Raw genomic sequence first — 24,081 nt, 5'->3', positions numbered from 1 at the left:
CTGCCGCCGGTGCAGTGTCGGCGCGAAACCGCAACGCCCCGGAACGAATGTGGTCTAGCTTGAACAGTACGTCCGGTCACACGGAACACGCACGACCGAAATAGGGGCTCCGATCGGGTACCGATCGGGATCAGGACGCGAAGTCGGGGCGCGCCGGTCACGGCCACATCGCTTCTCGGAGGGGTAATGTCGTTGCGATCTCATCAGTCGGCGCTGCCCGAAGGCGCCTTCCCGCTGTCGTCCGCGCAGCGGTCGATCTGGTTCGCGCAGCAACTCGCACCGCACGTGCCGATCTGCATCGCGCAATACATCGATCTACGCGGCGACCTCGACATCGATCTGCTGTGCCAGGTGTCGTTGACCGCCAGCCGCGAATTCGGATCGGCCTATCTGCGGATCGTCGAGATCGACGGCGAGCCGTATCAGTTCGTCGACGAATCCATCGGATCCGAACCCATCACCCGACTCGATTTCCGGGACGCCGCCGAGCCGCTGCGCACCGCTCAGAAGTGGATGGACGCCGACTACGCTCGACCGGTCGACGTGACCACCGACGTGCTGGTGAAGATGGCGATCGTGCAGGTGGCGGACGACCGGTACTTCTGGTACAGCCGCATCCACCACGTCGCACTCGACGGTTACGCCGCGATGACCATGATCAACCGCATCGCCGCGCTGTACACCGCGGCGCGCGAGGAGCGCGACCCGGAACCCGCGCGCGCCGCAGACCTGCGCACCCTCTACGACTGGGATCGGGACTATCACGCCTCCGCTCGCTACCTCTCCGACCGCGACTACTGGCTCGGACGGGTCGCCGGACTCGAAGACGGATCGACCCTCGCGCAGCGCGCCGCGCCGACGGCCGCGCAGAGCCTGCTCACCGGCACCGCACTACCGGACGACCTCGTGCACGCCCTGACCATGAGCGACGAGACCGCCGGCTCGTCGTCCACCGCCACGGTCATCGCGGCGTTCTCGACCTATCTGGCGCGGATGACCGGCCGCGACGACGTGGTGATCAACCTGCCCGTCTCGGCGCGCACCACGGCCGTCGTACGGCGCAGCGGAGGGATGCTGGTCAACACCGCCCCCTTGCACATCGGGTTCGCCGCCGACGACACCCGCCAGGATCTGGTGCAACGCGTCCAGCTGGAGCTCACCGGTGCGCTCCGGCACCAGCGATTCAGCCTCGAGGACATCCGCCGCGCCAACGGTGCCGCGGGGGATCCGGCCCGCTACGCCGGGCCGATGGTCAACGTCATGCTCTTCCACCAGGAGATCACCCTCGGGGACATCCGCGGAGAATTCCATATCATGACCTCCGGTCCCGTCGAGGACCTGCTGGTCAACATCTATCAGAGCGGAACCCCCGCGAAGACCTTCATCGACTTCCGCGGTAACCCGAATCGCTACGACCGCGACGAACTCGTCGACCATCACACCGCGTTCGTGGCGTTGCTCGACGAATTCCTGCGCGCCGACGCAGACACCCCGCTCGACCGGATCGACCCGGCCGGCGCCGACAGTGGCCGGCGGCGCCGGCACGCCGTGGCGACCGCGGAGTTCTGGCACCGCACCCTCACCGGCGCCCCGGAACAACTCCAGCTGCCGCGCACCACCCCTGCCGTTTCGTTCCCGGCCGCCCCCGGCACCGGCGACGACACGTTCGGCACCGTCGACACGACCCTCCCCGTCACGGCCGCAGCACTGGCCGCGTTGTCCGCCGACCACCACACCGACCCCTGGTATCCGGTGCTGCACGCCGCCGTCGCACTCGTCGAGTCCCGCCTGACCGCCCAGGAGGACACCGTCGTCGGACGACCCGGGCCCGCGGTGGTGTTGCCGCTGTGCGCGCCCGTCGACAGCGCGGAATCGTTCACCGCGCTGTGCACCCGCCTCGCAGCGCTCGACACCGCGGCCGCGGCCCACGCCGAGATCGACGCCGACGACCTCGCCGCCACCGGCACCGTCCCGATCCCCCCGGTGGTCCTGTCGGTCACCGCGCCGGCCGCGCAAACCCCCGCCGCACGGATCCCCGCCGCGCCGGACACGTCCGCCGCCTTGACTCTGCACATCACGATCACCGCCGACAGCACAGCGGTGCGCGCCGTCTTCCGCCGCGCCGCCATCGACGCCGACACCGCCGACGACTTCGTCACCCGGGTCGGCCGTGTCCTGATCGGTGCCGGCACCGACCCGGACTGCCCCGTCGGAGACCTGCCCTTGGTCGCCGAGGGCGAACCGGACGGGCTGCTCCCGGCGCGCGGACGCCCGGCGATGTCCCCGCAGCTGTGGCCCGAACTGCTGTCCGCGGTCGCCGCGATCGTCCCCGACACCCCCGCCCTCGTGTGCGGCGACCGATCGGTCACCTACGGCGAACTCGATCTGTGGTCCAATCGCCTCGCTCGCATCCTCCTCGACGCGGGTGCCGGACCGGAACGCATCATCGCGCTGGGAATCGCACGGTCGATCGAATCGGTCGCCGCATTGTGGGCGGTCGCCAAGGCCGGCGCGGCCTTCGTGCCGATCGACCCAGCATACCCACTCGACCGCATCGACTACATGCTCACCGATTCCGGTGCCGTGCTCGGTCTGACCACCGGAACACACCGGAGTCGATTACCTGCTCTGGTGCCCTGGCTCGAACTCGACGACCCCGCGCTGCGCGCCCGCATCGAGAACACCTCCGACGCTCCCATCACCGACGCCGACCGGCCCTGTGACCTGCGCTTCGACCACGCCGCCTACATGATCTACACCTCCGGCTCCACCGGCCGACCCAAAGGCGTCCTCGTGCCGCACCGCGGTCTGGCGAACCTGTCGGCGACCATGCACACTCGGCTCGCGCCGCCCCCCACCGCGCGGGTCTCGCACTTCTCGTCGCCGAGCTTCGACGCGTCGATCTTCGAGTACATGACCGCGTTCGGGGTCGGTGCGACCCTCGTGGTCGTCCCCGCCACCGTGTACGGCGGCGACGAACTGACCGACCTGCTCAACCGCGAACGCGTCACCCACATGTTCTCGACCCCCGCAGCGTTGGCGTCCCTCGACCCGGCCCGCCTGCACGCCGGATCGATCACCGTCGCGGGGGAGGCCTGCCCACCGGAACTCGCCGCGCGGTGGGCACCCGGACGGCGGATGTTCAACGCCTACGGACCCACCGAAACCACCATTGTCGTCAACATCACCGAACCGCTCGTCCCGGGGGAGACCGTCACCCTCGGAGCGCCGGTGTGCGGGGTCACCGAGGTGGTCCTCGACACCCGGCTGCATCCGGTACCGCGCGGGGTGGCGGGCGAGTTGTACGTCGGCGGTCCCGGCGTCACCCGCGGCTACTTCGACCGTCCCGGCCTGACCGCGACCCGTTTCGTCGCCGACCCCTACGGGCCCCCCGGCGCGCGCACCTACCGCACCGGCGATGTGGTGCGCTGGCACCACGGCGACACCATCGAATATCTCGGCCGCTCCGATTTCCAGGTCAAGATCCGCGGATTCCGCATCGAGCTCGGCGAGATCGATGCCGCACTGACCGACCACGACACCGTCGCGTTCGCCGTGACCCTCGGTCGCACCACCGCCTCCGGGGAGCCCCTCCTGGTCGCGTATGCCCTACCCGAGACCGGTCAGGTCATCGACACCGACGCCGTGCTCGAGCATGTGCGGCGGCGGCTGCCCGCACACATGGTGCCCGCGGCGCTCGTGGTGCTCGACCGCATTCCGCTGACCCCGGTCGGCAAACTCGACCGGCGTGCCCTGCCCGAACCGGTGTTCGGCAGCGCTTCGGACGGCACCGAACCGGTCTCACCCACCGAAACCACGGTGGCGCAGATCCTCACCGAGCAACTCGGTGTCGACCGGGTCGGGTTGGACGACAGCTTCTTCGACCTCGGCGGCAACTCCTTGGTCGCGACCCGGGTGGTGGCCCGGGTCAACGACGCTTTCGGCGCCGACGTGGGGGTGCGGACCCTGTTCGAGGCCCCCACCGTGCGGGCCCTCGCCGCGCACCTCGACACGAGCGCCGCCGCACAGCATTTCACGCGGGTGCCGCTCACGGTGCGGCCCCGGCCCGGTCGGGTCCCGGTGGCCGCCGCGCAGCGGCGACTGTGGTTCGTCAATCAGCTCGACACCGACTCCGCGGTCTACAACATTCCCGTCGCCATCACCGTGACCGGCAGGCTGGACGTCGCGGCGCTCACCGCCGCAGTGCAGGATCTGCTCGAGCGGCACGAGGCGCTGCGCACCGTGTTCCCCGCGACCGCGGACGGCCCCATCCAGCAGATCCTGCCTGCGGCAGATGTCGACCTCGATCCGGTCCCCGTCACTCGGGGAGACCTCGAGCGGACCGTCGCCGAGGTGGTCACCGCCGGATTCGACGTCACCGTCGACCCGCCGGTGCGGATGCGGCTGCTGCGCGTGCACGACGAGCACCACGTCGTCGCCGTGGTCGTACACCACATCGCCGCGGACGGCGGTTCCCTGGTCCCGCTGGCCCACGACCTGATGACCGCGTATCTCGCCCGCCGAGACGGGCGGTCCCCGCAGTGGGATCCGCTGCCCGTGCAGTACGCCGACTACACGCTGTGGTTCGACGACGTCCTCGGCGCCGTCGACGACGCCGCATCCCGGGCCGCGGCGCAACTCGACTTCTGGCGCACCCGGCTCGCCGGCGCCCCGGAGATCGCGGCGGTACCCACCGATCGGCCCCGGCCCCCGACCCAGTCGTTCCGCGGCGCCACCGTCGAATTCGGCATCGACGCCGATCTGTACCGCACGATCACCGCGGTGGCGCACGCGCACGGCGCCACCGAGTTCATGGTGGTGCACGCGGCGCTGAGCCTGCTCGTCGCGCGGCTGTCCGGCAGCGACGACGTCACCATCGGCACCCCGGTTTCGGGTCGCGGGGAACCCGCGCTCGATGACCTGGTGGGTATGTTCGTCAACACCGTCGCGCTGCGCACCGCGGTGCCGTCGGCGATGCCGTTCGGCACCTACCTGCAGACGGTCCGCGACGGCGACCTCGAAGCGTTCGCGCACGCCGATCTGCCGTTCGATGTCCTCGTCGACCTGCTCGCCGTGCCCCGGGCGGCGTCGCATTCGCCCCTGTTCCAGGTGATGCTCGCCTTCCAGAACAACGACACCGCGCACCTGGAACTCCCCGAACTGGCCGTCGACATCGACGAAATCGACACCGCCACCACCAAATTCGATCTGCACCTGACCGTCGAAGAGGTCGCAGGCCCCGCGGGGGGCGTCGACTCGCTGCGCGGCGTCCTGTCGTACGCCACCGACCTGTTCGATGCCGACACCGCCGCCGGATTCACCGATCGCCTGGTGCGGCTGCTCACCGCCGCGGTGACCGCCCCGGGCCGCGCCGTCGGCGACCTCGAGTTGCTCACCGACGGGGAACGCATCCGGGTGCTCGACGAATGGAACAACACCACCGCGGTGCTGCCCGCCGGCGACACTCTGATCGACCCGTTCCTCGCGCAGGTCGCCGCCACCCCGGACGCCCCCGCCGTCGTCGCCCGGGAACGCACCCTCGGCTACGCCGCCTTCGACGCCGCCACCACCCGGCTCGCCCGGGTCCTGCTGCGCCGCGGGGCCGGACCCGGCCGGGTCGTCGGCCTGGCCGTGTCCCGCTCACTCGACCTGCTCGTCGGTATGTACGCCATCGTCAAGACCGGCGCCGCCTATCTGCCGCTCGACCCCGAGCATCCCGCCGAACGCACCGCCTACGTGCTCGGTAGCGCCCGCCCCGTGCTCGTGGTGACCGTCACCGCCGACGCCGCCTGCCTCACCGGCTCCGATGTCGAGGTCCTGCACCTCGACACCCTCGACACCGACGGCGAATCTGCCGCGCCCCTGACCGGCGCCGAGCGCCGCGACTCCCACGGCGACGACCTCGCCTACATCATCTACACCTCCGGTTCCACCGGCCGCCCCAAAGGCGTCGCGGTCAGTCACCGCGCCATCGTCAACCGGCTGCGCTGGATGCAGCACACCTATCCGCTCGCCGGAACCGACGCCGTGCTGCAGAAAACCCCCGCGACGTTCGACGTGTCGGTGTGGGAGTTCTTCTGGCCCCTGCACACCGGGGCGCGGCTCGTGCTCGCCGCACCCGGCGGTCACCGCGACCCCGACCATCTGCTCGAGCTCATCGACACCCAGCACATCACCGTTGCGCATTTCGTGCCCTCGATGCTCGCCGTGTTCACCGCCGCCGCCGCGACCCGGCCGGGAACCGGCACCTCGCTGCGGCACCTGTTCGCGTCCGGCGAAGCCCTGCCCCCGGAAACCGCCGCCGCGACCCGCCGTGTCTTCCCACAGGTCGAGTTGCACAACCTGTACGGGCCCACCGAAGCCGCCGTCGACGTCACCGCCTGGACCACCGGCGACGACGACACCGCCACCGTGCCCCTCGGCGGCCCGGTGTGGAACACCCGCGCCTACGTGCTCGACACCCGCCTGCACCCGGTGCCGGCCGGGGCGGTCGGCGAACTGTATCTGGCCGGGGTGCAGCTCGCCCGCGGCTACCTCGACCGCGGCGGGCTCACCGCAGACCGGTTCGTCGCCGACCCGCACGGGCACCCGGGGGAGCGGATGTACCGCACCGGCGATCTCGCCGCCCGCCGCCGCGACGGCGCCTTGGTGTATCTGGGGCGCACCGACTTCCAGGTCAAGATCCGGGGGTTGCGCATCGAACTCGGCGAGATCGAACACGCCCTGCGCAGCCACCCCGACATCGCGCAGGCCGCGGTGCTCGTCCACCACCTCGCCGACGACGTGCTCACCGGATATGTGGTGCCGCACCCCGATCACAGCGTCGACACCGTCGCGGTCACCGCCGCGCTCGCGCAGCGCCTCCCCGACTACATGGTGCCCAGTACCGTGCTGGTGCTCGACCGGTTCCCGGTCGGCGTCAACGGCAAACTCGACCGCGACGCCCTCCCGGTTCCCGACATGTCCGCCCCCGACAACGCGTACCGTGCGCCCCGCACCCCCGTCGAACACCTCGTCGCCGACACCTTCGCCGACCTCCTCGAGGTACCCCGGGTGGGAGTGCACGACAGCTTCCTCGACCTCGGCGGCGGCTCGTTGCTCGCGATGCGGCTCGCCGCACGCCTGTCGGCCGCTCTCGGTGCCGACCTCGGGATCCGTGACCTGTTCGACAACCCGACCGTGGCCGCGGTGCTCGACCAGGTGCATCGCACCTCCGTCGACGCCCCCACCGGGGCGCGCCCGGCCCTCACCGCCGGGCCGCGCCCCGATCCGCTGCCGCTGTCCCCGGCGCAGCAGCGGATGTGGTTCGTCAACCAGTTCGACACCACCTCCCCGGCCTACAACATGGCCGTGGCGCTGCGCCTGACCGGGCACCTGGATCTGGATGCCCTGCGCGCCGCGGTCACCGACGTCGTCACCCGCCACGAATCGTTGCGCACCCGCTACCCGTTCGCCGACACCGGGCCGATCCAGGTGATCGTCCCGGCCTCCGCGGCGGCGCTGCCCGACCTCCCCGTCACCGTGATCGACGCCGCCGACCTCGACACGCACCTCGAGAAGATCGCCACCACCGGATTCGATGTCGCCGCCGAAATTCCCGTCCGCATCCGGGTGCTCGCGCTCTCCGCCACCGAGCATGTGCTCGTGATGGTGTTGCATCACATCGCCGGCGACGGGTTCTCCTTCGGTCCGCTGGCCCGCGACGTCATCACGGCCTACACTGCGCGTGCCGCGGGGCGCAGCCCCGGGTGGGTGCCGCTACCGATCCAGTACGCCGACTACACCATGTGGCAGCGCACCGCACTCGGCGACGAGACCGATCCGGGCTCACTGACCGCCCGCCAACTGCGGTTCTGGCGCGACGATCTCCGCGGTGTCCCCGAACTACTCGAACTACCCCTCGACCGGGCCCGTCCGGTACAGCAGAGCCGGCGCGGCGCCCGGGTGCCGTTCACCCTCGACGCTGCCACCCACCGCAGCGTGGTGGCGTTGGCGCGCCGGCACGACACGTCGGTGTTCATGGTGGTGCACGCGGCGCTGGCAGTGCTGCTCGCCCGGTTGTCGTCGACGTCCGACATCACGATCGGCACCCCGATCGCGGGTCGGGGGCACCGGGACCTCGACGATCTGATCGGCATGTTCGTCAACACCGTCGTGTTGCGCACCCGGGTCGACGACACCGAACCGTTCGCGGTGTTGCTGCAGCGGGTCCGTGACGACGACCTCGCGGCATTCGATCACGCGGACATTCCGTTCGAACGTCTCGTGGAGGTCCTCGATCCGCCCCGGTCGACGGCGTATTCCCCCTTGTTCCAGGTGATGCTCGAATTCCAGGACACCGAACGCCCCGACGTGGTGTTGCCGGATCTGACCGTCGGGGTACTCGATCTCGCGGCACCGCTGTCGTTGTTCGATCTGCAGTTGTCGGTCGCCGAACGGGTCGGCGACGACGGCCCGGCCGGGATTTCGGCGTACTTCACCTACGCCACCGACCTGTTCGACACCGACACGGTGGTGTCGTTCGCGGACCGGTTCGTGCGCATCGTGGACGCGGTCACCGCCGACCCCGCCGGGGCTTCCGGGGGTGGGCAACTCCTGGTCGGTGACATCGGCATCGTCACCGGCGCAGAACTGGCCGCGCTCGCCCCGGCCCGCGGCCGGCCCCCGGTGTCGCCGCAGCGGTGGCCGGAGATGCTCACCGACATCGCCGCGATCGTCCCCGACTCGGTGGCGTTGTCGTTCCGCGGCCGTGAGGTGACCTACCGGGAACTCGACGACTGGTCCACCCGTGTCGCGCACCTGCTCATCGACTCGGGGATCGGTCCGGAAACAGTAGTGGCCCTGGGTATTTCACGATCCATCGACTCGGTTGCGGCGGTGTGGGCGGTCACCAAGACCGGCGCGGCGTTCGTCCCCGTCGACCCCACCTACCCACCCGAACGCATCACCTACATGCTCACCGACTGCGCCGCCGCGCTCGGGCTGACCACCACCGAGCACCGCGACCGGCTCCCCGGCACCGTGCCGTGGCTCGTCCTCGACGACCCCGACCAGCGCGAACGCATCGCGGCAGCATCCACCACCGCGATCACCGACACCGACCGCACCATGGCACTACTGTTCGACCATCCCGCCTACCTGATCTACACCTCCGGCTCCACCGGCCGACCCAAAGGCGTCGTCGTCACCCACCGAGGCATGACCAACCTCAACGCCGAAGTCCGCGATCATTTCACCATCACCCACCACGCCCGCGTCTCACACCTGGCGTCCCCGAGCTTCGACGCGTCGATCTTCGAATACACCAAGGCGTTCTGCGCCGGCGCGACCCTGGTGATCGTGCCGCCCGACGTGTACGGCGGCGACGAACTCGCCCGACTGCTGCGCACCGAACAGGTCACCCACGCGTTCATCACCCCCACCGCCCTGGCCTCGATCGACCCGCACGGCCTCGACACCCTGCGCGTCCTCGTCGTCGCCGGTGAGGCATGCCCGCCGGAACTCGTCGCCCGCTGGGCACCCGGCCGGCAGATGTTCAACGGATACGGTCCGTCCGAGGCCACCATCGAAACCAGCGTCAGCCCGGCCCTGCACCCCGACGAGGTCGTCACCGTCGGCGGCCCCGCGCTCGGCTTCCACCAGGTCGTCCTCGACGACCGGTTGCGGCCCGTGCCCGTGGGGGTCGCCGGGGAACTGTACATCGGTGGGCCCGGCGTCGCCCGCGGCTACCACCGGCGCCCGGACCTGACCGCGGCCCGGTTCGTCGCCAACCCCTACGGGCCGCGCGGGGAACGGATGTACCGCACCGGTGATGTCGTGCGCTGGCGCGCCGACCACACCGTCGAATACCTCGGCCGCTCCGACTTCCAGGTCAAGGTCCGCGGCTTCCGCATCGAACTCGGCGAAATCGATACCGCCCTCACCGGCCACGACCATGTGGTGTTCGCACACACCGCCGGACACACCGCCCCCTCCGGCGACACCGTGCTGATCGCCTACGTGCTCCCCGAGACCGGCACCGACATCGACCCCGCCGCGGTCCGCGCGCATGTCGCCGCGCGCCTGCCCGCCCACATGGTGCCCGCCACCGTGGTGGTGCTCGACGAGATCCCGCTGACCCCCGTCGGGAAACTCGACCACCGGGCACTGCCGGTACCGGACCTGACCGGCACCGCCGGTGACTACCGGCCACCGGCCACCGACCTCGAACGCCTCGTCGCCGACATCATCGCCGACGTCCTCGGACACGAACGGGTCTCGGTGGACGACAACTTCTTCGACATCGGCGGAAACTCCCTGATCGCCACCCGCGTCGTCGCGCGCCTGAACACCACCCTCGGCACCGACGCCGGGGTACGGGCGGTGTTCGAGGCCCCCACCGTGCGGACCCTCGCCGCCCGTGTCCTCGACGATCACGGCGGGCACAGCCACACCCCGCTGCTGCCGGTGGCGCGCCCCGAACGGCTCCCGCTCGCCCCCGCCCAACAACGCATGTGGTTCGTCAATCAGTTCGACACCACCTCCGCCGCCTACAACATCCCCCTCGCGATCCGCCTCACCGGCAGACTCGACCCGGCCGCGTTGAACAGCGCCGTGGCCGACCTCCTGGATCGGCACGAGACACTGCGCACCTGGTATCCCGGCGACGAGCACGGACCCCGGCAGCTGATCTCCTCCACCGACAAGGTCCTGATCGCACTGCACCCCGAACCCCTCACCGACACCGACCTACCCGCCCGGATCACCGCACTGATCGGTGCCGGGTTCGACGTCGCCACCGCAGTGCCGGTGCGCGCGGCGCTGCTCGCGCTGTCCGACACCGAGCACGTCCTGGTCGTGGTGGTGCATCACATCGCTGCCGACGGTGCGTCGATGGCGCCGCTCGCCCGTGACCTGATGACCGCGTATGCGGCCCGCGCCCGCGGCGCCGCCCCGGATCTGCCGCCGCTGGCCGTGCAGTACGTCGACTACGCCCTGTGGCACCAAGATCTGCTCGGCGACCCCACCACGCCGGAGTCGATCGCCGCAACCCAACTCGGCTTCTGGCGCGACACCCTCGCCGACCTGCCGGAGGTGCTGCCGCTGCCCACCGATCGGCCGCGGCCACCGCAGCAGTCGTTCCGCGGCGCCGTGCACCGCTTCGACGTCGCCCCGGGCATCCACGCCGCGCTGGTCGACCTCGCCGCCGCGCACAACGCGACGGTGTTCATGACAGTGCACGCCGCCCTCGCGGTGCTGCTCGCGCGCTTGTCGGGCACCGACGACATCGCGATCGGCAGCCCCGTCGCCGGCCGTGGGCACCGCGCCCTCGACGACTTGGTCGGCATGTTCGTCAACACCGTGGTGTTACGCACCCCCATCACCGGGGCACTGTCGTTCAGCGATCACCTGCACCGCATTCGGGAGGTCGATCTCGCGGCGTTCGGGCACACCGAACTGCCTTTCGAGAAGCTCGTCGACGCGCTCGACCCGACCCGCGCCACCGACCATTCCCCGCTGTTCCAGGTGGTCCTCGAATTCGGCAACACCGAACGCACCCACCTGGAACTACCGGACCTGACCGTCGAAGCCCTCGACGCCGACATGAACGTCGCGAAGTTCGATCTGCAACTCACCGTGCAGGAGACCCCGGGTGGTGGTCTGCACGGCGCGTTCACCTATGCCACCGACCTGTTCGACGCGGAGACCGCCGCGACGATCGCCGACCGGTTCGTCCAGGTGCTCACCGCGGTGACCGACGATCCGCAGCGACCGGTCGGGGACCTCGATGTGCTCACCGACGACGAACGGACCGTCAGCGCGCGGACGGACGCGGCACCGACATCACCCACGAGCACCGACACCCTGCTCGATCTGTTCCGACGCGGCGCCGCACTCGACCCCGACGCAGTCGCGGTGACCGCCGACGACGGGCAGCTGACCTACCGGCAACTCGGCGACCGCGTCCACCGCCTCGCGCGGCTCCTGCTCGATCACGGAGCGGGCCCCGACACCCTCGTCGCCGTGGCCCTGCCCCGCACCCGCGACCTCGTCGTCGCGCTGCTCGCCATCCTCGACGCCGGTGCCGGATACCTGCCGATCGACGTCGCGTACCCGCCGGAGCGGCTCGCCTTCATGTTCGCCGACGCGCACCCGGTGTGCGTGCTCACCACCGCCGAGCACGCCGTGTTCATGCCCGACACTGCGCCCGAGACGGTGCTGCTCGACGAGCAGGCCGTGCTCGACCGGCTCGCGGCGCTGCCCACGGCGCCCCTGACCGGCGGCGAGCGACGCCCCGTGCACCCCGATCAGACCGCATACGTGATCTACACCTCCGGTTCCACCGGCCGCCCCAAAGGGGTGGTGGTGCCGCACCGCACCGTCGTGACCCTGATGACCGACACCCACCACCAGTTCGGGTTCGACCAGCACGACGTATGGACCCTGTTCCACTCCTACGCCTTCGATTTCTCGGTGTGGGAACTGTGGGGTGCCCTCGCGCACGGGGGACGTCTCGTCGTCGTCGACTACCACACCGCCCGCACCCCCGACGAGTTCCTCGCGTTGCTGCGCCGTGAGCAGGTCACCGTCCTGAACCAGACCCCGACGGCATTCCAGCAACTCGTCGAGGCCGACCGGGTCGCCGGGGGACCACCGCTGCCGTTGCGGTGGATCATCTTCGGTGGCGAAGCCCTCGATCTGGCTCAGCTCGACCGCTGGTACCGCCGGCACGACGACACCACTCCCACCTTGGTGAACATGTACGGCATCACCGAAACCACCGTGCACGTGACCGCACTGCCCCTGGACCGGGCACTCGCCGCGGACACGACCGCCAGTCTCATCGGCGCACCGCTACCGTCGCTGCACCTGCACATCCTCGACACCCGGCTGCATCCCGCCCCCACCGGCACCATCGGCGAACTGTATGTCTGCGGGGGGCAACTGACCCGCGGCTACCTGCATCGCCCCGACCTGACCGCCACCCGCTTCGTCGCCGACCCGAACGGTCCCCGCGGTGCGCGGCTCTACCGCACCGGCGACCTCGCGCGGCGCACCCGCAGCGGTGCCGTCGAATACGTCGGCCGCAGCGACTTCCAGGTCCAGATACGTGGTTTCCGCATCGAACTCGGCGAGATCGAAGCGGCCCTGGTGCGCACGGCCGGTGTGGCCCGCGTTGTCGTGATCGTGCACCACGACGAGCGCACCGCCACCGATCGTCTCGTGGGGTACCTCGTGCCGGAAACCGGGGCGGACCTCGACGTCGACACCGTGCTGGCGCAGGTCGCCTCCGACCTCGCCGCGTACATGGTGCCCGCCACCCTGGTGGTGCTCGACACCCTCCCGGTGGGAGCCACCGGAAAACTGGACCGCCGCGCCCTACCCGCCCCCGATTTCGCGGCGCGTTCCGCGGTGACGCGCGCTCCTGCCGGGGACCGTGAGGCGCAGTTGGTCGCATTGTTCGCGCAGGTTCTCGGTCTCGACACCGTCGGCGTCGACGACTCGTTCTTCTCGCTCGGCGGCGACTCGATCATGTCGATCCAGTTGGTGTCGCGCGCCAAAGCCGCCGGACTCGAACTGTCTCCGCGGGACGTGTTCGAGCACAAGACTCCCGCGGCGCTCGCCACGGTCGCCACCGCCACCGCCACCGCGAACGTATTGACGGAGCTGCCCGGCGGGGGGATCGGTGAGGTCCCGCTGCCCCCGATCGCGGCGTGGATGCTCGACCGCGGCGGCAGCTACGACCGATACACTCAGACGGTGCTGCTGCGGCTGCCGACCGAGCTGACCCGCGCCGTGCTCACCGCACTGATCCAGGTGTTGCTCGACCGGCACGACATGCTCCGCGGCCGCCTGTACCCGAATGCCGCCGCGCCACGCGGGGTCACGCTGCACGTCGACCCGCCCGGCGCGGTGCGCGCCGACACCGTGATCCATCGGGTGCCGGTCACCAGCGCCGCCGACACCGACGAATTCTTCACCCTCGTCTCGCACGAACTCGATGCCGCTGCGGACCGGCTCGACCCGTCCGGCGGGGTGCTGATGCAGGCGGTGTGGTTCGACGCGGCGGCCGGCGCCGGCCGGCTGCTGCTGGTGCTCCACCATCTCGCGGTGGACGGGGTGTCGTGGCGCATCCTGGTGCCCGATCTCGCGGCCGCGTGGGCGGCCGGTCTCGACCCGGACACCCCGGCGGCGCCGCTACCCCCGGTGGCGGGCACGTCGGTGCGCCGCTGGGCGCACGCCCTGACCGAGTCCGCGCACGATCCGGCTCGACGCGCCGAACTCGAATTCTGGTTCCGCACTGTCGATGTCGCCGAACCCCCGGTGGGGGACCGGCCGTTCGATCCGGCCGTCGACGTCAACGACACCGTCGCCACGGTGGAGTCGGTGCTGCCCACTTCGGTGACCGAGACGCTGCTCACGACGGTGCCCGACCGGTTCCACGGTTCGGTCGAACACGGCCTGCTCACCGCATTCGCGCTCGCTGTCACCGCGTGGCGCCGCGACCGCGGACAACACCAGCGCGAGGTGCTCCTCAACATCGAAGGACACGGCCGGGAAACGACCGCCGCCGACGGCGCCGACCTGTCCGGCACCGTCGGCTGGTTCACCACCATCCATCCGCTGCGCCTCGACCTGACCGGACTCGACCTCGACGACGCGCTCACCGGGGGACCCGCGGCGGGACGTGCCATCAAGGCAGTCAAGGAACACCTCACCGCGGTACCGGATCACGGGGTCGGGTTCGGTCTGCTGCGGTATCTCGTCGACGACACCGCCACCGAACTGGCGGCACTGGCCACCCCGCAACTCAGTTTCAACTACCTCGGGCGCCCCACCGTCGGCACCGACACCGCCACCGATGCGCCGTGGCTGCCCATCGGCGCGTTCGGTCGCGGCGGCACGCAGAGCCCCGACATGTCCGCCGCCGCGGTGATCGATCTCAATGCGGTGACCGTCGACGGACCCGACGGCCCGGTGCTGCGCACGTTCTGGTCGTTCCCGGCCGGGCTCCTCGACGACACCGATGTCACCGCCCTCGCCGCCCGGTTCACCGCCGCCGCGACGGCGCTGGCGCGGCACGCCCGCAGCCCGCACGCCGGGGGCCTGACCCCGTCGGATCTGCCGCTGGTACGGCTCGACCAGCCGACCCTCGACCACCTCGAGGACCAGTACGGTCCGCTCGAGACGGTGTGGCCGACCGCACCACTGCAGACCGGACTGCTGTTCCACGCGCTGCTCGCCGGGGACGACCCCGACGCGTATGTCGTGCAGCTCGTCCTCGACGTCGCCGGCCGGCTCGATCAGGCACGGTTGCGGCGTGCGGTGCAGATGCTGACGGTGCGGCACCCGAACCTGCGGGCCGCCTTCACCGCCGACGGCACCGACGGATATGTGCAAGTGGTGCCGACACACACCGAGGTGCCGGTCACGGTGGCGGACACCAGTGACGACCCGGATCCGGACGCTGCCGCCGACCGGCTGCTCGAGACCGACCGCACCACCCGATTCGACACCGCCGCCCCGCCGCTGCTACGGGTCACGGTCGTGCACCTCGGCTCCGACCGGCACCGGATCGCCCTGACCAACCATCACCTGCTGCTCGACGGCTGGTCCACCCCGGTGCTGATCCGCGAACTGCTCACGCTGTATGCCACCGACAACGACACGACGATCCTCGACCGGCCCCGGAGTTTCGGCACATACCTGGCGTGGCTCGCCGACCGCGACCCGGCCGCCTCGCTCGAGGCCTACCGCCGCGCGCTCACCGGGGTCGATCAGCCGACGCTGCTCGCCCCGCAGTACCGCGCCGGCGCCACCAGCGGCGTCTCCGAGGACCTCGACATCGACGTGGACGCCGAGCTGTCCGCGCGGATCGACGCGGTCGCCGCCGCACGCGGGGTCACGGTCAACACCGTGGTGCAGGTCGCGTGGGGGCTGGTGCTCGGTGCGCTCACCGGCCGTCGTGATGTGGTGTTCGGTGCAACCGTCTCCGGGCGCCCCCCGCAGGTGGCGGGGATCGAAACGATGGTCGGGTTGTTCATCAACACCGTCCCGGTGCGGATCACCATGCACCCCGGTGACACCGTGGGGGCGCTCATCGACCGGGTACAGGCCGAGCAGGCGGCGCTGCTCGACCATCACCATCTGGATCTGAACACGCTCGATCGGCATGTCGGTGCCGCCGTCCGGTTCGACACCTTGACCGTGTTCGAGTCCTATCCGGTCGACGCCGCCGGGATGAGCAGTGACACCGATATCGCCGGCATGCGCATCACCGGGATCACCGGCCGCGATGCGGCGCACTATCCACTGAGCATCGTCGCGCACACCGACACCGCGATGCATCTGCGGATGAAGTACCTGCCCGAGGTGTTCGACAGCCGCGAGGTGGCGGTCGTCGCCGACCGCATCATCGCGGCCCTGACCACCTTGACCGGCGACCCTGCCGCGCCGCTCGCGCAGCGTTCGGTGCTCACCACCACCGAACGGGGCGCGCTGACCCCGGTACGCGGCCCGGACGGGGGTTCGACGCTGACCCTGCCGGAGTTGTTCACCGCCACCGCGGCCGCGTACCCCGATGCGACCGGTGTGATCGACGGTGACGTCGCGGTCACCTATCACGATCTCGATACGCGATCGGATGTGGTGGCCCGCCACCTGATCGCCGACGGCGCCGGGCCGGGCACTGTGGTCGCGCTGGGGATCGCCCGCTCCGTCGAGTCGGTGCTCGCGATGTGGGCGATCACCAAGACCGGGGCGGCGTTCGTGCCGGTCGATCCGCGTTACCCGGCCGAACGGGTCGAGTTCATGCTCGCCGACTGCGGTGCGACCGTGGGGGTCACCACCGCCGCGCACCGCGGCGCGCTACCCGACACGGTGCGGTGGATCGACCTCGACACCCTCGGCCTCGGCAGCCGCGCGGTCAGCGTCGGAGCCGATGTCGCCGCCCCGATCACCGACGCCGACCGGCGGACACCGCTGCGCCTCGACCACGCCGCCTACCTGATCTACACCTCCGGTTCCACCGGCCGCCCCAAGGGCGTGGTGACCACACACCGCAGCCTGCACAATTTCGCGCTCGACCAGCGCGCGCGGTTCGGCGCAGGACCGGGCTCGAACGTCATGCACTTCTCCTCACCGAGCTTCGACGCGTCGATCTTCGAGTACCTGCTGGCCTTCGGATCCGGCGCCACACTCGTCGTGGTGCCCCCGGAGTTGTACGGCGGCACCGAACTCGGCCGGTTCCTCGCCGACCACGCCGTCACCCACGGGTTCATCACCCCCGCCGCCCTCGCCTCGCTGGATCCCGCCGACCTGACCACACTCGTCGACCTCGCCGTCGGCGGCGAAGCCTGGCCGGCAGACCTGCTCGAAGCCTGGGCGCCGGGCCGCCGCCTCGTCGATGCCTACGGGCCCACCGAAACCACGATCATGGCCGCGATCAGCGACCCGCTGCACCGCGACAGCACCCTGACGCTCGGGCCACCCCTGCGCGGGGTGCACGCCGTGATCCTCGACGAACTGCTGCGCCCCGTCCCCGTCGGGGTGCCCGGTGAGCTCTACCTCGCCGGGACCGGACTGGCCCGCGGGTATCACGCGCGGCCGGATCTGACCGCCGCCGCGTTCGTCGCCGACCCGTACGGGTCCGCGGGGGAGCGGATGTACCGGAGCGGGGATGTGGTGCGGTGGGTCGGTGACCCGGCCGGGCGGCTCGAGCTCGACTATGTGGGCCGGTCCGATTTCCAGGTCAAGATCCGCGGGTTCCGTGTCGAACTCGGCGAGATCGACGCTGCCCTGGCCACCCATCCCGACGTCGGATTCGCCGTGACCGTCGCGCACACCGCGCCGTCGGGGGAGACCGTACTGGTCGCGCACTGCCACCCGACCGTCCCCGGAACCCTCGACCGAGACAGCGTCAAACATCATGTGGCGCAGCATCTTCCCGCGTACATGGTGCCGGCATTCATCACCGTGCTCGACGAGATCCCGCTGACACCCGTCGGGAAACTCGACCGCAGCGCCCTGACCGTACCGGACCTGACCCGCTCCGGAACCGACCACCAGCCGCCTGCCGACGGACTCGAAACCGTCCTGGCCGAACACCTGAGTGAACTACTCGGACTCGACACCCTCTCGGCCACCGACAGCTTCTTCGACATCGGAGGCAACTCGCTGATCGCGACACGCGCCGTCGCCCGCCTCGGCGAACATCTGGGCCGCGACATCCCCGTACGCGCCTTGTTCGACCATCCCACCGTGCGGGACCTCGCAGCACACCTGAACTCCGCAGACAGCAGCCCCGAGCGCAGCGGACCGCACACCGGGCCGACCGCGGCGCCGCGCCCCGACCGCATTCCACTGTCCCCGGCCCAGCAACGCCTGTGGTTCGTCAACCAGTTCGACACCACCTCCGCCGCCTACAACATCCCGCTCGCGATCCGGCTGCGCGGGCACCTCTCCCGCGCGGCGCTCGGCGCCGCCCTGCACGACGTCCTCGCCCGGCACGAGGCACTGCGCACCGTGTACCCGGCCACCGCGGACGGACCCCACCACCGCATTCTCGCCGCCGACGACGTGCCGCTGACCCTCGACGTGGTCCCCGCCGCCGCCGACACGGTCCTGGCCGCGGTCACCGAATTCGCGTCGGCCGGGTTCGATGTCACCGTGGATGTGCCGCTGCGGGCCCGGGTGTTCGCCCTCGGCCACGACGAACACGTCGCGGTACTCGTGGTCCACCACATCGCCGCCGACGGTTCGTCGCTCGCGCCGCTGGCGCGCGACCTGATGATCGCCTACCAGGGCCGCACCCGCGGGGATGCTCCCTCCTGGACGCCGCTACCCGTCCAGTACGCCGACTACGCCCTGTGGCAGCGCGACCGACTCGGCGACCCGACCGACCCACAGTCCCTCGCCGACACCCAGATCCGGTTCTGGCGCGACACCCTCGCCGAGCTACCCGAGGTGTTGCCGCTTCCCACCGACAGGCCCCGGCCCCCGCAACAGTCGTTCCGCGGTGACGTGGTCCGCTTCCCGATCGACACGGCGCTCCATCAGCGGCTCACACAACTCGCCGCGGCGCACGGCACCACCGTGTTCATGACGATGCACGCCGCCCTCGCCGTGCTGCTCGCACGGCTGTCCGGCACCGACGACATCGCCGTCGGCAGCCCCACCGCCGGCCGCGGGCATCGCGACCTCGACGACGTGGTCGGCATGTTCGTCAACACCGTGGTGTTGCGCACCCCGGTGCCGACCGACGCGACCTTCACCGAACTGCTCACCGACATCACCAACCGCGACCTCGACGCCTTCGCGCACACCGACATCCCCTTCGAAACCGTCGTCGAGACCGCCGACCCGATCCGCTCGACCGCGCATTCCCCGCTGTTCCAGGTGTCCCTCGAATTCCAGGACACCCAACGACCCGCCCTGGAGCTGCCGGATCTGACGGTGCAGGGTGTGTCCCTGGACCCGACAGTGTGCAACTTCGACCTCGAACTGCTCGTCGCCGACGCCGACGGTGCCCCCGCGACCGGCACCGCAGAAGGCGGTCTCGAGGCGGCGTTCGTGTACGCCACCGACCTGTTCGACGCCGCCACCGTCGCCGGGTTCGCGGCCCGATTGACCCGACTGCTCGACGCCGTCACCACGCACCCCGACATCCCGGTCGGTGACATCGACCTGCTCACCGACCTCGAACACGCCACCCTGGTACCCGCGGCTGGACCGGACAGCGTCGGTGCCCGGTTGTGGCCGGATCTGCTCGCCGATGCCGTCGCCGTCGACCCCGCCGCCGTCGCGGTCGTCGACGGGGACCGCACCATCACCCACCGCGAACTCGACCACGCCTCCACCGCGCTGGCGCGGCTGCTCCTCGACCGCGGCGCCGGCCCCGACACCGTCGTCGCGCTGGCGCTACCCCGGTCGATCGATTCGGTGACCGCCGTGTGGGCCACCACCCGCAGCGGCGCAACGTTCGTGCCCGTCGACCCCACCTATCCCCCCGAGCGGATCGAGTTCATGCTCACCGACAGCGCCGCGACCGCCGGGATCACCGACACCGCACACCGCGGTACCCTCCCGGACACCGTGGACTGGATCGTGCTCGATTCCGACGAGCTCCGCGCCGACCTCACCACCCGCGACACCACCGCGATCACCGACGCCGATCGCCCGACCCCCCTGCGCCCCGACCACGGCGCCTACCTGATCTACACCTCCGGCTCCACCGGCCGCCCCAAGGGGGTGACCGTCACCCACCGCGGCCTCGCCGACCTCGCCGCCGAGGAACACGACCACCTGCTCGTCGAACCCGGCAGCCGCATCTCGCACCTGGCGTCCCCGAGCTTCGACGCGTCGATCTTCGAAATGATGATGGCGCTGTCCGCAGGCGCGAGCCTGGTGATCGTGCCACCCGGCGTGTACGGCGGCGACGACCTCGCCGCAGCGCTGCGCGCCCACCGCGTCGACCACGCCTTCATCACCCCCACCGCCCTCGCGTCCCTCGACCCGGCGCAGGTCCCCGACCTGCACGTGCTGCTCGTCGCCGGTGAACCCTGCCCGCCGGAACTCGTCGACCGCTGGGCCGACCGGCACCGCATGATCGACGCCTACGGACCCACCGAAGCGACCATCATGACCTCGCTGACCGACCCGCTGCGCGCGGGACGGCCAGTGACCATCGGCCGCCCGTCGCGCGGGTTCCGCTCCCTGGTGCTCGATGCGCGGCTGCGCCCGGTCCCAGTCGGGGTGCCCGGCGAACTGTATGTGGCCGGACCAGGTTTGGCCCGCGGCTATCACGCCCGGCCCGATCTGACGGCGGGCCGGTTCGTCGCCGACCCGTACGGGGAGGCGGGGGAGCGGATGTACCGCACCGGCGATGTGGTGCGGTGGGTCGGTGACCCGGCCGGACGGCTGGAACTCGACTATGTGGGCCGGTCCGATTTCCAGGTCAAGATCCGCGGATTCCGGATCGAGCTCGGCGAAATCGACACCGCGCTCACCGGCCACGACCACGTGGTGTTCGCGCACACCCTCGGCCACACCGCCCCGTCCGGAGAGACGGTGCTCGTCTCGTACGTGCGCGCCGCGGAGGGCGCAACTCCCGACCCGGTTGCACTGCGCCGGCATGTGGGCGACCACCTGCCCGGGCACATGGTGCCGACAGTGATCGTCGTCCTCGACGCCATCCCGCTGACCCCCGCCGGGAAGCTGGATCGCCGCGCGCTACCAGCACCGGACTTCACCACCCGCGCCGCCGAGGGCCGCGCCCCGGGCACCGACCTCGAACGCCTCGTCGCGGAGGTGTTCGCCACCCATCTCGGCCTGACGGACGTCTCCGCCGACGACAACTTCTTCGATCTCGGGGGCACGTCGCTGCTCGCGACCCGACTCGTCCCGGATCTGTCCCAGCGGGTGAATCGGCGGATCCCGCTCCCGGCGCTGTTCACCCACCCGACGGTCGCAGACCTGGCACAGCATCTCGGTGGCGACGCGGACAACGGCACCATCGACGACGCGCTGCGGGTGTTGGTGCCACTGCGGGAAGGCAGCACACCGGCATTGTTCTGCGTGCATCCCGCGGCGGGTCTGGCCTGGGGATATGCCGGTCTCACCCAGCATCTCGGCGGGGAACGCGCCGTGTATGGGCTGCAGCTGCCCACCTTGAGCGGCTCCGGCACCATCGACAGCATCCGCTCACTGGCCGTGCGTTACGCCGAGGAGATCCGCCGGGTGCAGCCACACGGGCCCTACCATCTGCTGGGGTGGTCACTCGGCGGAATCGTCGCCCACGCCGTCGCTGTCGAACTGCAACGCGACGGGGAGGTCGTCGACACCCTCGCATTGCTCGACGCGCACCTCAACGTGCCCGGAGGCGCGGTCCCGGCGGTCAAGGACATGCTCCGCGACCTCGGTGTCGCCGTCAACGGCGGACCCGACCCCAGCTACGAGGACGCACTCGAACTCCTCGAGGTCACGTTCGGGGAACTGTCGGGGCTGACCTCGCAGCATCTCGAGTGGTTGCACACCGGATCGGCGGCCGCGGCCCGCGCGGCGCGGCGGCATTCGCCGGTGACCTTCCACGGCGACGTGCTGTTCTTCACCGCCACCCGCTCCGCCGGGTCGGTGCCCGCCGTCGCGGCGTGGCACGACATCGTCGACGGTGAGATCCATCAGTTCCGCATCGACTGCGAGCACCACGACATGGTGGCACCGCCCGCCGCACAGGACATCGCTTCAGTGCTCATCGCGCGGCTCGAGGACAGCGATGCGACTGTCCGTCGCGGGCAGGGACGCTGGGGGATCGGGACGGAGATGTCGCGTTGAGCGGGGCGGGTGCCGGAGCTAGGTGTGGTCGATGAGAGACCCCAACGCTTCGAGGACCCGGTCGAGTCCGAACGCCCACGCGGCCTGGGGGCTGTAGGAGGTGCTCACGGCCTCCCCGGCGGCGGCGCCCACCCGCCGGGCGAGGGGGAATTCGTCGCCGACATACCCGGCGAGGCGCCGGTGCCAGGCAGCCCACACCTCGGCCATGTCGGCGGCCCGGGGGTCGGGGCGGCGCGCGTGCGCCGATGCGCGGGTGAAGTCCGCGACGAAGGTGACGGCGGCGTCGCGGTCGAGGTCCGTCAGCCCGGTGCGGTCGAACGCGTGGAGGTCGTGATCGTAGGCCGCGATCGTGCCCGGTCCCAGTGATGCCCGCTGGTCGGTGATGTCGAGCATCCACCAGTGCGCGGTGTACAGCGCGAGGTTCGCTTCGGCGACCTGCCGGACTCGGGCACGCCAGTCTTCGCTCGTGTAGGGGGTGCGGGGTCGGTCGGCGCGCGCGGCGTCGACCATGAGCACCAGCAGGTCGTCGCGGGAGCCGACGTGGGTGTAGAGGGCCATCCCGGAGACGCCGAGGTCCGCGGCGAGTCGGCGTACCGTCACAGCGTCGAGGCCTTCGGCGTCGGCGAGGGTGATGGCGGTCGAAACTGCTTGTGTCGTGGTGACTTTCGCTCGTGGTCCGCGGGTACCGCCACACGGTGCGTCGGGGTGATCGCGCCACAGCAGATCGATCAGGTCGCGGGCCATCGGGTCTCTCCTGAACTCGGGGGTGCATCCTCCGCAATAACTCTATACACTGAATAATGTATACGTTGCATAAGGTTTATCTACGTCATGGAGGTCACCATCGACATCACCGGCACCGCCCTGTCCCTCAACGTCGCCGACACCGCCGCGTCCGCCGATTTCGCGAAGGCGCACTTCGGATTCACCGAAGCCATGTCCGACGACGGATTCATCTCCCTGCAGCACCCGAGCGCGGGACTGAACATCGTCTTCCTGCGCACCGGCCTCGGCACCTTCAAACCTGCCTCCATTGCAGGTCCGGCCGGTCAAGGCATGCTGATCGCCTTCGTCGTCGCCGACCTCGACACCGAATACGCCCGCATCGCTGCCGCGGGCGCCACGGTGATCACCGCGCCGGAAACCGAGCCGTGGGGTGAGCGCTACTGTCAGTTCGCCGACCCCAACGGCATTGTGTGGCAACTTGTGCAGTGGGTCTGAACGGTCATCACGGTAACGCCTGGGACCGGGGTGGCTTGGGCAGGTTGTTCCAGGTTCAGGCTGGATCGACTCGATCCTCCGCTTGGGTGTCCGTGCTCGAAGAGCCGAGGACCATGATCGTGGTGGCATCCATGCGGTAGGCAGTCTTGACACGGGCACCGCGGCGAACCAGATCGTCCACGTCGTCGCGGTGCCCGAACTGGCTCTCGTGAAATTCTGTGCCCTCGAGGTCGGCACCGTCGAAGTTGACACCCCAAAGATCGGCGCCAGTCAAGCGCGCACCACGCAAATCAGCTCCAGACATATTCGCGCCGACCAGATTCGCGCTGGTCAGGGTGGCATAGTTCAAAACCGCCCCGCTGAAATCGGTGTTTTCGAAATGAGCATTGCGAGCATACATTCTCACGCAGCGAGCATCCGCCTGCTAGCGGACATGCCAACCTCCCTGTAGACGGACACGTTCGTCCCCGCTGACGGACAGCTGATCTCCCTATCGATGGACACGGGGACCGGCGGTGTGTCGGTCCCGACACGAACGCCCCTCCGGGG

Annotated in this window: 4 protein-coding genes; 2 read left to right on the top strand and 2 right to left on the bottom strand. The window is 70.4% G+C overall.

The features are described 5' to 3' along the window. Positions 1-186: 186 nt before the first annotated feature. A complete protein-coding gene (locus ACZI8W_RS23255; protein WP_463370884.1) occupies positions 187-22,311 on the top strand; it encodes a non-ribosomal peptide synthase/polyketide synthase in 22,125 nt (7,374 codons plus the stop codon). 18 nt (positions 22,312-22,329) lie between these two features. On the opposite strand, the gene ACZI8W_RS23250 is transcribed toward ACZI8W_RS23255, so the two are convergent. After that, positions 22,330-23,055 (bottom strand): TetR/AcrR family transcriptional regulator, encoded by a 726-nt coding sequence (locus ACZI8W_RS23250; protein ID WP_463370883.1) that lies wholly within the window; start codon positions 23,053-23,055, stop codon positions 22,330-22,332. Positions 23,056-23,154: 99 nt separating this feature from the next. On the opposite strand from ACZI8W_RS23250, the gene ACZI8W_RS23245 reads away from it, so the two are divergent. Next, the gene (locus tag ACZI8W_RS23245; RefSeq protein WP_463370950.1) at positions 23,155-23,532 is read left to right on the top strand and encodes a VOC family protein; all 378 of its coding nucleotides are present in this window, start codon (positions 23,155-23,157) and stop codon (positions 23,530-23,532) included. 55 nt (positions 23,533-23,587) lie between these two features. On the opposite strand, the gene ACZI8W_RS23240 is transcribed toward ACZI8W_RS23245, so the two are convergent. Continuing rightward, positions 23,588-23,932 (bottom strand): pentapeptide repeat-containing protein, encoded by a 345-nt coding sequence (locus ACZI8W_RS23240; RefSeq protein ID WP_463370882.1) that lies wholly within the window; start codon positions 23,930-23,932, stop codon positions 23,588-23,590. Positions 23,933-24,081 lie beyond the last annotated feature (149 nt).

This window comes from Rhodococcus ruitaii (genome assembly GCF_055230935.1).
Note: the sequence above shows the minus strand (reverse complement) of the source record. Positions and strands in the feature narration are given on the sequence as shown.

Excerpts from the sequence above, each read along its gene's own strand:
- ACZI8W_RS23255 (WP_463370884.1), top strand. The coding sequence starts at position 187 with ATGTCGTTGCGATCTCATCAGTCGGCGCTGCCCGAAGGCGCCTTCCCG.
- ACZI8W_RS23250 (WP_463370883.1), bottom strand. The coding sequence starts at position 23,055 with ATGGCCCGCGACCTGATCGATCTGCTGTGGCGCGATCACCCCGACGCA.
- ACZI8W_RS23240 (WP_463370882.1), bottom strand. The coding sequence starts at position 23,932 with ATGTATGCTCGCAATGCTCATTTCGAAAACACCGATTTCAGCGGGGCG.